10 protein-coding genes and 7 tRNA genes are annotated in these 13,554 nt (G+C 39.4%); all 17 read right to left on the bottom strand.

The genetic code is table 11. From position 1 onward, the window contains the following. Window positions 1-111 precede the first annotated feature (111 nt). Window positions 112-711: a ribosome biogenesis GTP-binding protein YihA/YsxC gene (gene yihA, locus RDV78_08355; GenBank protein ID MDS1030485.1), complete on the bottom strand. Its 600-nt coding sequence runs from the start codon at window positions 709-711 to the stop codon at window positions 112-114. Next, a complete protein-coding gene (gene lon, locus RDV78_08350; GenBank protein MDS1030484.1) occupies window positions 708-3,035 on the bottom strand; it encodes an endopeptidase La in 2,328 nt (775 codons plus the stop codon). The genes yihA and lon overlap by 4 nt, the downstream gene beginning before the upstream one ends. Window positions 3,036-3,282: 247 nt before the next feature. After that, window positions 3,283-5,010: an ATP-dependent protease LonB gene (gene lonB, locus RDV78_08345; GenBank protein MDS1030483.1), complete on the bottom strand. Its 1,728-nt coding sequence runs from the start codon at window positions 5,008-5,010 to the stop codon at window positions 3,283-3,285. A gap of 115 nt (window positions 5,011-5,125) precedes the next feature. Further along, window positions 5,126-6,385 carry an ATP-dependent Clp protease ATP-binding subunit ClpX gene (gene clpX / locus RDV78_08340; protein MDS1030482.1) on the bottom strand — a complete coding sequence of 420 codons (1,260 nt, stop codon included), beginning with the start codon at window positions 6,383-6,385 and terminating at the stop codon, window positions 5,126-5,128. An 18-nt stretch (window positions 6,386-6,403) separates the two neighbouring features. Further along, window positions 6,404-7,003, bottom strand: coding sequence for an ATP-dependent Clp endopeptidase proteolytic subunit ClpP (gene clpP / locus RDV78_08335; GenBank protein MDS1030481.1), 600 nt, complete (start codon window positions 7,001-7,003; stop codon window positions 6,404-6,406). A 23-nt stretch (window positions 7,004-7,026) separates the two neighbouring features. Then, a complete protein-coding gene (gene tig, locus RDV78_08330) occupies window positions 7,027-8,343 on the bottom strand; it encodes a trigger factor (protein ID MDS1030480.1) in 1,317 nt (438 codons plus the stop codon). Window positions 8,344-8,588: 245 nt separating this feature from the next. Then, window positions 8,589-8,663: transfer RNA gene (locus RDV78_08325), tRNA-Gly, on the bottom strand. Between the two features lie 91 nt (window positions 8,664-8,754). Further along, window positions 8,755-8,838 (bottom strand) — tRNA-Leu (locus RDV78_08320). A 59-nt stretch (window positions 8,839-8,897) separates the two neighbouring features. Beyond that, window positions 8,898-8,973 (bottom strand) — tRNA-Lys (locus RDV78_08315). Between the two features lie 20 nt (window positions 8,974-8,993). Then, window positions 8,994-9,068 (bottom strand) — tRNA-Gln (locus tag RDV78_08310). 13 nt (window positions 9,069-9,081) lie between these two features. Beyond that, a tRNA-His gene (locus RDV78_08305) sits at window positions 9,082-9,157 on the bottom strand. Window positions 9,158-9,169: 12 nt separating this feature from the next. Further along, a tRNA-Arg gene (locus RDV78_08300) sits at window positions 9,170-9,246 on the bottom strand. 5 nt (window positions 9,247-9,251) lie between these two features. Further along, window positions 9,252-9,325, bottom strand: a tRNA-Gly gene (locus tag RDV78_08295). A 144-nt stretch (window positions 9,326-9,469) separates the two neighbouring features. Continuing rightward, window positions 9,470-10,078 carry an XTP/dITP diphosphatase gene (locus RDV78_08290; protein MDS1030479.1) on the bottom strand — a complete coding sequence of 203 codons (609 nt, stop codon included), beginning with the start codon at window positions 10,076-10,078 and terminating at the stop codon, window positions 9,470-9,472. Further along, entirely contained in the window at window positions 10,071-10,814 is a 744-nt protein-coding gene (gene rph / locus RDV78_08285; protein MDS1030478.1) for a ribonuclease PH, read from the bottom strand. Before rph ends, RDV78_08290 begins: the two co-directional genes overlap by 8 nt. A gap of 48 nt (window positions 10,815-10,862) precedes the next feature. Then, entirely contained in the window at window positions 10,863-11,651 is a 789-nt protein-coding gene (gene murI, locus RDV78_08280) for a glutamate racemase (GenBank protein ID MDS1030477.1), read from the bottom strand. Window positions 11,652-11,801: 150 nt separating this feature from the next. Beyond that, window positions 11,802-13,514 (bottom strand): N-acetylmuramoyl-L-alanine amidase, encoded by a 1,713-nt coding sequence (locus RDV78_08275; protein ID MDS1030476.1) that lies wholly within the window; start codon window positions 13,512-13,514, stop codon window positions 11,802-11,804. Window positions 13,515-13,554: the final 40 nt, after the last annotated feature.

Here is a 13,554-nt window from a genome sequence, read left to right as displayed (position 1 = left end):
CGCGATGGACACCCTTGTCTTAGGCTAACGGTTGGCACTATCAACCCCCGTATCGGACTTTCACCGACGAGCAAGCGCCCATGCTGGGCGCACAAAAGCAAAAAGCCAGCGTTATCGCTGGCTTTTAATACTAAGCAGCTGCCCAAAAATATGGCGCAATTCTTCAATTCCTGTGCCTGTCAGTGCAGAGCAAGGTATAAAAATATCTTCAGGATCAGCTTGAAGCCCTGTTTTAATTTCCTTTAAGTGCTTTTGCCATTGGCCCTTGCTGATTTTATCTGCTTTGGTGCAAGCAATAATTACTTGGGACTGCACTTCTTTCAACCAATGGTACATTTGTAAATCGTCCTTGGTAGGTGGATGACGAAAGTCAATTAGTTGAATAACGCTAACTAAATTAGCTCTTTTGTGTAAATACTCTTCAATCATCTTCCCCCAAGTTTTCTTCACTTGCTGAGATACACGAGCAAAACCATAACCCGGCAAGTCCACTAAATAAAAAGCATTGTTAATTAAATAAAAATTAATGGTCTGGGTCTTTCCCGGCTGTTGACTAATGCGAGCTAGTCCTTTGCGATTGACTATCTTATTAATTAAGGAAGATTTACCCACATTGGACCTTCCTACTATGGCTATCTCTAACATATCCCCAGATGGATACTGGTCTTGTTTAACTGCCGTAGAAAAATACTCTGCTGTCTTTATTTTCATACTTCTTTTTCATCTTCCAGCGCTCTTGGCAAAACTTGATCTAAATGATCTACTAAGACAAATTCCAATTTTCTTTTAACATTGGCGGGAATATTTTCTAAACTCTTCTCATTTTCCTTGGGCAGTATAACTGTTTTAATGCCCGCACGATGAGCTGCCAAGACTTTTTCCTTAATACCACCTACAGGGAGTACTCTGCCCCGCAGTGTAATCTCTCCAGTCATAGCCACATCTTTCCTCACTGGGCGGCTAGAAAGAGCTGATGTTAATGCAGTAGCCATAGTAATTCCAGCGGAAGGACCATCCTTTGGTATTGCTCCCTCAGGCACATGAATATGAATATCATATTTCTCATAAAAGTCCTCAGCAACTCCTAAATCACTTGTCTTAGAACGAATATAACTTAAACCAGCATAGGCAGATTCCTTCATTACATCTCCCAGCTGTCCAGTTAAGGTTAAATTACCTTTGCCCTTTAACAATGTAGCTTCTACACTTAAAACGTCGCCGCCAACTTCCGTTACAGCTAAACCAGTAACGACCCCAATCTCATTTTTCTCCCCTGCTAAACCATAGCGGAAACGGGGAATTCCCAAGTAATGTTCAATATTTTGGGCACTTATTTTTCCATTAAAAATTTTTCCTTCAACAATTTCCCTAGCAACTTTACGGCATAAAGAAGCAACTTGTCTTTCTAAATTTCTAACTCCAGCTTCCCTAGTATACTCCCGAATAATTCTCCGAATAGCATTTTCCGAAACAACTAATTGATCTGCTTTTAAGCCATGTTCTTTCACTTGTTTTGGTACTAAATGGCGCAAAGCAATTTGTAGTTTTTCTTCTTCGGTATATCCAGGAATTTGGATAACTTCCATCCTGTCCAACAAAGGTCTGGGGATATTATAGTGGACATTAGCTGTAGTAATAAACATTATCTTGGATAAATCAAAAGGAACTTCAACATAATGGTCGCTAAAGGTATTGTTTTGTTCAGGGTCTAAAACTTCTAGGAGTGCAGAAGATGGATCACCCCGAAAGTCTGAGCCTAACTTATCAATTTCGTCCAAGAGAATCACTGGGTTTTTAGTACCTGCCTGCTTTAGGCTTTGAATAATTCTCCCAGGCATAGCTCCAACATAAGTCCTTCTATGTCCTCGAATTTCGGCTTCGTCCCGCATGCCTCCTAAAGACATGCGCACAAATTTTCTTTCCAATGCTCGAGACACTGATTTAGCTAAGGATGTTTTTCCTACGCCAGGAGGACCTACAAAACAAAGGATTGGGCCTTTCATTTGCTGAGATAGTTGGCGTACGGACAGGTATTCTAAAATACGATCTTTAACTTCTTTTAGTCCATAATGGTCTTCTTGCAGTATTTGTTCTGCCATTTTAATGTCTAATCTATCTTTTGTCTGTTTATTCCAAGGCAAACCAAGGATCCAGTCTAAGTAATTCCGAACAACAGTAGCTTCTGCAACCATTGGTGGCATTTTTTCCAAACGTTCTATTTCTTTCAAAGCTTTTTCTTTAACTTCTTTAGGCAGTTTAGCTTTTTCAAGTTTTTGTCGCAGCTCTTCTCCCTCTGCCACACGCTCGTCTTTTTCACCTAATTCTTTCTGAATTGCTTTTAATTGTTCCCGCAAATAGTATTCCTTTTGAGTTTTTTCCATTTGTTTGCGAACTCTAGCATTTATTTTACGCTCCAGTTCTAATATTTCCATTTCGTTTGTTAAAACTTCGCAAATAAGCTCTAAACGTTTCTGGACGTTAATTGTTTCTAAGGCTCGCTGCTTCTCAGTTAGTTTCAAAGATAGATGTGCAATAACAACATCGGCTAAACGCCCTGGCTCTTCTAAAGTTACTACAGTAGCGACTGCTTCAGGTGGAATTTTTTTGCTTGTTTTCACATACTGTTCAAACAAGTCAATTAAAGTACGCATTAATGCTTCTGTTTCCAAGCTTTTTTCAGTTGAGTCCTCGTATGTCTCCACTTCTACTTTATGATATGGCTCCTCAGAGAGAAATGAAGCAATTTTAGCTCTAGTTAACCCCTCTACAAGAACCCGAATAGTACCTCCGGGAAGTTTTAAAAGCTGCTTTATTTCGGCTATTGTACCGAATTCATATATTTCATCTTTATTTGGTTCATCAGTTTGAGCATCTTTTTGCATTGTTAAAAAAACTTGCTGATCAGCAGCCATTGCAGCATCTATTGCATTAATTGAACGTTCTCGCCCTACATCTAAATGGATAACCATATAAGGGAAGACGGAAACACCTCTTAAAGGCAACAGTGGTATTTCCTTCTTTATTTGTTCTGCCATTCTCTCACCTCCAGTCTAATTGCCTTAAATTTCTCATTATTTTTTACTTCAACTTAATATTATATACCAATAGAAGCCGTCATGTTAAGTACGGCTTCTTTGAGGCCATTTTGTCATGTTGTTGTTTTATTCTATAGCTAAATTACTTTTGATGCAACCCGCTTAAAGACAGGATAAAATTAGCAAAAAAGACAAAAATCCAGCTAAATGCTGCTTTATATCGATAAAATTTCATTATTTAGCCTAATTAACGGCCTACGCTAGAAGAATGACTGTTAGCTACAGATCTGGCAGCTAATATTTCGGTTTTTAATTTTGGTAGTTCAAAGTTTTTGTCACTTAAATCAACATCTAAAACATATTTTAGCAGTTGGGAAAGTTTTTCTACAGGTATAACTTCAATGTTCTCCATTTCTTTAAAAATTTCCTGGTAATTTTCCATAGGTATATATACTTTTTTGGCCCCCGCCTGCTGAGCAGCCTCCACTTTAGCAACTACACCACCAATGGGTTTAATATTGCCATAAATAGATACTTCCCCAGTCATAGCCACTTTATTATCCACAGGAATATTTTTAATTGCTGAATAAATAGCTGTGGCTATGGTAACGCCTGCTGAAGGACCGTCAACTGGTATTCCTCCCGGAAAATTAACATGAATATCGTAATCTCTGGGATCTAAATCTGTATTTCTACGCAGACATGTTAATACATTTTCTACAGAGCCTTTAGCCATGCTTTTCCGCCTAATTTTCTTGCCGTCGCTGCCTCCCATTTCTTCTTCTTCTACTACCCCTGTTACAGTTACCTTACCTTTTCCTTTCGGAACTGGTAAAACACAAACTTCCAATTCTAATAAAGTACCTAAGTTGGGGCCAACAATTGCTAAACCATTGACAACTCCTACTTGAGGGACAGCTGGTATTTTCTTTTCTGGGCGAGGGGAATATTGTCCACTATTGACTACCCATTCAATGTCTGCAGCATCAATTTCTTTCTTATCATTGCCTAAAGCCAAACCAGCTGCTATTTGAATAATATTCACAGCTTCTCTACCGTTAGTAGCATATTTTTCTAAAACATTAATTGCTTTATCCGTGATTGTGTAACCAATTTTTTGAACAGCGTTACGTCCAATAATTCCTATTTCTTCAGGAGTCAAAGCTCTAAAAAATACTTCTAAACAGCGGGAACGAATAGCTGGCGGTAGTTCATGAGGCAGCCTGGTTGTTGCACCTACTAAACGAAAGTCGGCAGGCAGTCCATTTTGAAACATATCATGGATATGTGCAGGTATATTAGCATCCTCTGAGTTATAATATGCACTTTCTAAAAATACTTTCCGATCTTCTAATACCTTTAAGAGCTTGTTAATTTGGATAGGATGTAATTCTCCAATTTCATCAATAAACAGCATGCCTCCATGAGCTTTAGTAACAGCTCCCGGTTTAGGCTGGGGTATACCGGCCATTCCCATGGCTCCTGCCCCCTGGTAAATTGGATCGTGGACAGAACCGATTAAAGGATCAGCAATTCCTCTTTCATCAAATCTAGATGTAGTGCCATCGACTTCTACAAATTTAGCATCTTCTTTAAAGGGTGAGATGCTTGATTTTTTTGCTTCTTCTAAAACAAGTCTGGCTGCTGCTGTTTTTCCCACGCCTGGAGGCCCATAAACAATAACATGCTGTGGATTAGGGCCACATAAAGCAGCCTTCAATGCTTTAATACCTTCTTCTTGACCAATAACTTCTGCAAATGTACTGGGTCTAGTTTTTTCAGCCAAAGGTTGGGACAAGGATATTTTGCGCAGTTTAGCCAATTTCTCCAGTTCACGTTTCGACTCTTTTTGAACTGCAAACCTATTACCTTGCTGACTGCGCAACAAATTCCAAAAATACAAACCAATAATAACCGCAAAAAACACCTGAATAAAAATTAGCAACCCATTTAGACTAGAGGCAAAATTATTCATTCTAAAATCAACCCTTCCTTGCATTTACCATATTCCTTCTCTATTTTCTAGTATTACCAAGGGGGTCTTTTTTATCCAGTTGTTAAACTAAAAAAACAGCAGACAATCTGCTGTTTTATGCTGATTCTTCTTTTTTCTTTTTAGGGTCCACAGAAACTAAAAGAGGTTTTTCCTTGCCGGAAATTACATCTTTAGTTATTACGCACTTTGTAACATCGCTTCTCGATGGTATATCGTACATCACATCAAGCATAACACTTTCTAAAATTGCTCTTAAACCTCTCGCCCCTGTATCCCGCTTAATTGCTTCCTGGGCAACAGCATCTAAAGCTTCTTCCTTAAATTCTAAATTAACTCCGTCCAAATCAAATAGTTTTTGATACTGTTTAACTAAAGCGTTTTTAGGCTGAACAAGTATTTGTTTCAAAGCATTTTCGTCTAGTGCATCTAAAGTAACTATTATAGGTAATCGACCTACAAATTCCGGTATTAAACCATATTTTAATAAATCAGCAGGCAAAATTTCTTTCAGAATTGTTCCTATAGTCTTGTCCTTCTTACCTTTAATGTCTGCACCAAAGCCAATAGCTTTTTGTCCTACTCTATTTTGGATTATTTTATCAATACCATCAAAGGCACCACCGCAGATAAATAGAATATTTGTAGTATCTAGTTGAATAAATTCTTGATGGGGGTGCTTTCTACCTCCTTGAGGAGGTACGCTAGCTACAGTGCCTTCTAAAATTTTTAACAAGGCCTGTTGTACCCCTTCACCAGACACATCCCTTGTGATAGATGGATTTTCTGATTTTCTAGCTACTTTGTCGATTTCATCGATATAAACAATTCCTTTTTCAGCACGTTCTACATCATAATCGGCAGCCTGAATAAGCTTCAAAAGAATATTTTCTACATCTTCGCCAACATAGCCTGCTTCTGTAAGAGAAGTTGCATCAGCAATGGCAAAAGGTACATTAAGTATTTTGGCTAAGGTTTGAGCTAGGAGCGTTTTCCCACTGCCTGTCGGGCCAAGCATTACAATATTTGATTTCTGCAACTCAACATCATCAATTTTCATGCCCAAATTAATTCGTTTATAATGGTTGTATACCGCAACAGATAAGGATTTTTTAGCTTCATCCTGTCCGATAACGTACTGATCAAGAATATCTCGAATTTCCTTCGGTTTAGGTATATCACCTACTTCAAAGCCTAAATCATCATTTAGTTCTTCCTCGATGATTTCATTACAAAGCTCAATGCACTCATCACAAATATAAACTCCCGGGCCGGCGACTAACTTTTTTACTTGATCCTGCAACTTGCCGCAAAAGGAGCACTTAAGTTGCCCCTTATCGTCAGTATATTTATACATAGCTTCACCACGCCCCTCTTAATTTTTAGTTTGAACCTTTTTGGTAATCACCTCATCAATAAGTCCATAGTCTTTAGCCTCAAGAGCCGACATAAAATTATCCCTGTCTGTATCTCTTTCAATTATTTTCAGCTCTTTTCCGGTTATCTCAGCTAGAATCTTATTGAGGTCATGTCTTATTCTCATAATTCTTTTAGCATGAATTTCAATATCTACAGCCTGGCCTTGGGTACCTCCAAGGGGTTGATGAATCATAATTTCGCTGTTTGGCAAAGCAAATCTTTTGCCTTTCTTTCCTGCTGCCAGTAGAAATGCTCCCATGCTGGCTGCTAAACCTACGCAAATAGTAGAAACATCAGGCTTAATGTACTGCATTGTGTCAAAAATTGCCATTCCTGCAGTAATAGAGCCTCCTGGACTGTTAATATAAATATGAATGTCCTTGTCTGGGTCTTCTCCTTCTAAGAACAACATTTGAGCAATAACTAGGTTAGCAACATGATCGTCAATAGCACTGCCTAAAAAAATAATTCGGTCTTTTAAAAGCCTGGAATAAATATCATAGGCCCTTTCCCCACGACTTGATTGTTCAACTACCATAGGAATTAAAACCGACATAGCATTAACCTCTCTCTCATTTATTACTGGGCCTTTGGCTCTTCGCTAACGGCCTCAACTTTAGCTTTGCTATACAGCCATTCAATTGTTTTGTCAAATTTTACACTATCCTTTAATGCCTCTAAATTGCCTTGTGCCTCTAAGTATTTTTTAAGTATGTCAGGGGTTTGGTTATATATTTTGGCCATTTCCTGAATTTCCTTATCCACATCTTCTTCCGATGGTACAATAGCTTCTTTTTTGGCTATGGCTGCTAAAACCAACTCTGTTTTCACTCTTTGCTCTGCTCTAGTACGATAGTCTTCTTTAATTTTATCTTCCGTTAAGGTGGCATACTCTAAGTATTGTTCATAATTAAGGCCTTGCTGCTGTAATCTAAATTTAAAGTCTTCAAGATACTCATTTACTTTTCTGTCAATCATTACTTGTGGTATTTCAACTTCAGCCTGGGCTATAACTTTTTCAATTAAGTCAGACTTAGCCTTATTTTCGGCTTGTGTCTCGTTAGTTGTTTTAAGTTTATTCCTAGCATCGTTTTTTAATTCCACAAGGGTGTCAAACTCACTGACATCTTTAGCAAATTCATCGTCTAATAATGCTAACTCCTTGCGTTTAATCTCGTTAACTCTAACTTTAAATAGTGCAGGTTTGCCTGCTAGTTCTTTTTGATGGTAATCCTCTGGGAAAGTAACATTAATATCTTTTTCCTCTCCTTGCTTCATGCCCAGGATTTGGTCTTCAAAACCTGGGATAAAGGTATTAGAACCAATGGTCAAAGAGTAGTTTTCAGCCTTTCCTCCTTCAAAAGCCTTACCATCCATGAAACCTTCAAAATTAATCTGTACTATGTCACCTGGCTGAACTTCCCCGGACTCAACATTTACTAATTCAGCGTGCCTTTGCTGCAAATTTGCCATGTATTTATCTACATCAGCTTCTGTTACTTCTTTAACCTTCTTTTCCACAGTTATATTGGTGTAATCACCTAAGTTGACTTCAGGTACAACTTCAACTGTTGCTTTAAAAATAAATGGCTTGCCTTCCTCAGCTTGAACTAATTCAACGTTAGGTTGATCAATTGGTTCAAGTTCATTTTCGACAACAGCATTATAATATGCGTTGGGCAGTATTATATCTGAAGCCTCATTATATAAAGCTTCTTTCCCTATATACCTTTCCAGAACCTTTCGAGGTACTTTGCCTTTTCTAAAACCAGGTATATTGACCTGCTTGCCTAACTTTTTGTGAGCTTGCTGAACTGCTTTTTCAAATTCCCCGGCATCTACCTCAACCCGTAGTGCCACCCGATTCTTCTCTATCTTTTCCACCTCAGACTTCATTTATGCTCCCCCTGTCTTGTTATTTAATATATGTATTGTATTTCTAAAGCGTAACCCTATTATAACCAACAATAAAAACCATCATAACATTTATTTCGGCAACAATATATTTTTTCCTGCTGAATAGGGTATACGGTTCTTGCGCAATCTGATTTTCCAGCGCCCAGCAGCTGAAACAAGTGCCTTGAAACAGCAAGACCTCGGTGGGATAACCCTACCGAGGCTGCTAGTAGTTATTAAACTAGTGGAGCGGAAGACGAGATTCGAACTCGCGACCCTCGCCTTGGCAAGGCGATGCTCTACCACTGAGCTACTTCCGCATTATGCGGTTTAAAATACCCCGCGCAGGCTATTATATAACGGTTAAAACAGCTGAAACAAGAATGTCTCATTTGGTGATTAACCTTAAAGTGGTGCGGGAGAAGGGACTTGAACCCCCACGGTAAAACCACTAGATCCTAAGTCTAGCGCGTCTGCCAATTCCGCCACTCCCGCATTTTTTAACGCATTTTTTAAGAGTAATAGCCAAATACAGAACAAAACTTATCTAAATATGGTGAGCCATCCGCGACTCGAACGCGGGACACCCTGATTAAAAGTCAGGTGCTCTACCAACTGAGCTAATGGCTCGCAAATTATTACCTTATTACTGGCTGGGGCGGCTGGATTCGAACCAACGCATGGCGGATCCAAAATCCGCTGCCTTACCGCTTGGCGACGCCCCAATGCATGGTTTTGTGGGGTGGATGATGGGACTTGAACCCACGGCCCCCAGAGCCACAATCTGGTGCTCTGCCAACTGAGCTACACCCACCATAAATACCAATGGCGCGCCTGACAGGATTCGAACCTGTGACCTACGGATTAGAAGTCCGTTGCTCTATCCAGCTGAGCTACAGACGCATAAATGGAGCGGGTGATGGGAATCGAACCCACACGACCAGCTTGGAAGGCTGGGGCTCTACCATTGAGCTACACCCGCATTGGATCCATCGAAACTGACAAGCTTTATTATAACATGCATTAGCCGAAAAGTCAAAAGGATTTTTTTAACAAGTCGTTGCGTTATGCTTGTCTCTCTCGAACGCAAGGGTAATTATAGCACTTACCTAAGACAAATGCAAGGCTATTTTGCTGTTTTATCAATAATTTTTTCTAGAATTGCGACAGACTGTCGAAAAGCCTTAGCTCTATGGCTAAACTCGTTTTTTTCTTCCAAAGCTAGTTCTGCCATGGTTTTGTTTAAGTCCGGCAAAATAAACAAAGGATCGTAGCCGAAGCCAAAGTTCCCTTTTGGTTCCAGGCCAATTAATCCCGCACAACTTCCCTCAGCAAAATAATATTTCCCCTCCGGCAAATAAATTGCAATGACCGCACGAAATCGGGCTGTTCTTTCTGCTAAAGGAATCCCCTGTAATTTATTTAAAAGCTTAGCATTATTAGCTTGGTCGTTAGTTGGTTCCCCAGCATAGCGTGCTGAATATATTCCCGGCTCACCATGCAATTTATCAACCTCTAAACCTGAATCATCAGCTAAAGTAACTAGTCCTGTAGTTTGGGATACTATTCTTGCTTTTAAAAGAGCATTTTCCTGAAAAGTACTGCCCGTTTCAGCTATCTCCGGAATTTCTGTAAAATCATCTAAGGAGTATAATTTTATAGGCAGACCTTGGATCAGCTGCTTAAATTCCTTCAATTTTCCCTGATTACGTGTGGCAACAACAATTTCAAGCATGGTACGCTCCTTCTAAATTCTGAGCCAATGTTTTGCGCTGTAAGGCAATAAGCTCAGAAATACCCTTTTGAGCTAAATCCAATAGTTTATTTAATTCCGTTCGATCAAAAGGGGATTTTTCTGCAGTTCCTTGAATTTCAACTATTTTACCCTGGGCAGTCATAACTACATTCATATCTACTTCCGCTTGCGAATCTTCCTCGTACTCCAAATCCAGAACCAATTTACCATTTACTTTGCCAACGCTGGTTGCTGCTAAGAAATCTGCCACTGGTAGTTCAGCAATTATCTTCTTTTGAACCATTCCCTGCAACGCATCAACTAAAGCAATAAAAGCACCAGTAACTGCCGCTGTTCTTGTACCTCCATCTGCCTGAAGAACATCGCAATCTAGCCAAATAGTTCTTTCCCCAATGACAGATAAATCTACAACAGAACGTAAAGAACGTCCAACTAGGCGTTGTATTTCTTGGGTTCTCCCTGACGCTTTGCCTTTAGTTACTTCACGGAAAGTTCTAGTCTTTGTCGAACGGGGAAGCATAGCATATTCTGCCGTAATCCACCCTTGGTTAGTACCTTTCAAAAAAGGAGGCACTTTATCTTCTATTGAAGCGGTACAGATTACCTTAGTATTTCCTACTGAGATTAAACAGGAACCTTCAGCATATTGCAGGTAATTCCTTATTATTTGTACCGGCCTTAATGCGTCTAAATGCCTTCCACCATTTCTTCCCATATAAGAACCTCCCAAGTATATCCAAGCTATTAAGTATTGTTTAGTTTATCACACAACAACTAGCTTTTCCACATTTTGAACCGAATATCCAGCTAAAAGCTCATTAGCTATTTTGCCAAATTGTTCTGCATCGCCACTTACGTAAAAATCATATTGATTGTTAACCTCTTGAGTACTGCGCTGGGGCATGTAAGCACAAAGTTGATTTACTGTTTCAACAGCCGGATCTACTAAAGTTACATCATCACCTAATATTTCTGCCAAGAGGGGGGCAATAAAAGGATAATGTGTACACCCTAAGATCAATGTATCAATACCTGCCTTTTTTAGAGGCAAAAGATATTTTTGGGCAGCAATCTTTATTTCTGCTCCAGTTATTTTACCTTCCTCGATTAGAGGAACAAATTCCGGACATGACTGAGCATATATTTTAACATTAGGACTTAACTCTTTAATTTTTCTACTATGCATACCACTTTGGACAGTAGCTTTTGTTGCTATCAAGCCAATCTTGCCGTTTTTTGTAGCCTCTAATGCTGACGTAACACCTGGCTCAATAACTCCCAGTACAGGAATATTATATTTGTTTTGTAAATGCTCTAAGGCCACGGCAGAAGTGCTGTTACAAGCATCTACAATTACTTTCGCCCCTTTAGAGATTAAAAAATTCGTTATAATATCTGCTAAGTAAATTAATTCTTCTTTAGGTTTTCCTCCGTAGGGGACACGAGCTGTATCTCCGTAGTAGATTATTTTTTGGTCCGGTAGTTTCTTAAAGACTTGCCTAACCACCGTTAGTCCACCTACGCCTGAATCGAATACGCCTATAGGTATCATATTTTACCACCCCCGAGTATGATTAAGCCGTGTTTACTGCCATGAAAAGGCCTAAGAGGGTAACACCACTCTTAGGCACAAATTGAACCTATACTAAATTATGTATCAATTCTTAAATAAATACCAGCAGGAAATAGTATTTATCTAAAATTATTCCATGAAATACTTTTCTATGCCATTTGTAATACCTACTGCAATTTTATCCTGAAAATCGCTTTTGGCAAGTAGTGCTTCTTCTTCGTAGTTAGAAATAAAAGCTGTTTCTACTAAAATTGACGGTACATTGGTATATCTTAAAACGGCAAAATTAGCTTCCACAATGCCCCTATTCTTACGTCCAATAGCTTTTACCAATTGTTCTTGTACAGTACTGGCGAGTCTTTGTCTTATTTCTCGTTGGGTAGATAAACTGCCTTGAGCATAATAGTAAGTTGCAGTGCCGTTAGCCGACCGGCTTGTACTAGCATTGCAATGGATACATACAAAAATTTGAGCATTATTTTTATTAGCAACCTCAGCTCTGCCCTTTAAAGTTAGGTAAGTATTCCCCGTTCTCGTCATAATGACTTTTGCTCCCTTAGCCTCCAATAGCTCCTTAACTTTGAGGGAAACATTCAAAACAACGTCCCTTTCAAAAAGTCCGCTGGGGCCTCTTGCACCTGGGTCAGATGATCCTCCAGATTGAATACTGCCATGTCCAGGGTCAATAACAATAGTCTTTCCTTTTAACGAAGGTTTTTCGACTTTAAAGGTTAGTTTACTGCTATTGTTTGCTGAGCTAGCTAAGGCAATCCCTGCAGCACCAGTTATATCTACTGTTATTCTAGACTGTCTCACGCTATATTGTCCCACACGAATGCTTTTTACAAGTCCCTGATTAACACTAATTGTATCCAGCTGTTCCGAGAGTTTTAGAACACTGTTTGGAAAATCTACTACCAGCCTGCGAGGATTATCTAAGCGGAATGTAGAATAATTTAATTTGCCGCTGGCAGTTACGGTAAATGTAACATCATTTCCGGTAGTATCCACACTAATATTCTCAATTGATACTAGTTCTTCATCTGAAGTATCTGTATCAGTTTGAGAATTTTCTCCAGGTTCCGGAGTTCTTGATGAGGTGTCTCCTTCGGAACGCAGTGTTACTAAGCTGCCTGCAATCCAACCTGCATTATTGTTAGCAACCGCTACCTGATACCAATCCCCGCTTTTATTTTGCCCCAGCACATCTAGCTTTTGACCGCTATAAACCTTGGTTTTAACAGCATAATTTGTCCCAGGTCCGCTGCGAATATTAACTACGGAACCGGAAACTTGAGCTACTTTTCCACTAACAGGGATAACCTCTACATTTTCCTGTCCTTTGTCTTTTTGGACAATACTTACTACTCTTGTTTGGTTGTTGTAATTTACACTTACCCCTAAGCTTTCCATAATGAAGCGTAAAGGCACCATTACTCTACCGTCTTTCAGCGTAGCAGTGGTATCAAGTGTAACCTGCCGCCCATTAACCAAGGATTCAGTCTTACCAACCCACAACTTAATTGTAGTTCCTTGGCCCCGGACTGTAACTTCCTGAGCCTGGCTATTCCACTCAACGCTATAACCTAGTTCTTGGCTGATAACACGAATCGAAACCATAGTGCGATTTTGGTTGTCAATATAGGGCTGTACATCGGCTTGAATCTCTTTGTCATTAACAGTAATCCTGACATTTTCTCCGGCAGCATACGCATTAACCAGTACTGTCCCAAAAAAGATGTTACAAAGGAGTACGGTTAAAACAAAAAACCATCTTGTACTATACTTTTTCAGTTGCATCACCTTCCTTATGTCTGCCAAAGCTTTATTTCTACCAATCATTATTTAGTTCTACTTTTCTGTCGAATTTCCTGCCTTATTT

This window comes from Bacillota bacterium LX-D (assembly GCA_031628995.1).
GTDB lineage: Bacteria > Bacillota > DUOV01 > DUOV01 > Zhaonellaceae > JAVLUO01.
Note: the sequence above shows the minus strand (reverse complement) of the source record. Positions and strands in the feature narration are given on the sequence as shown.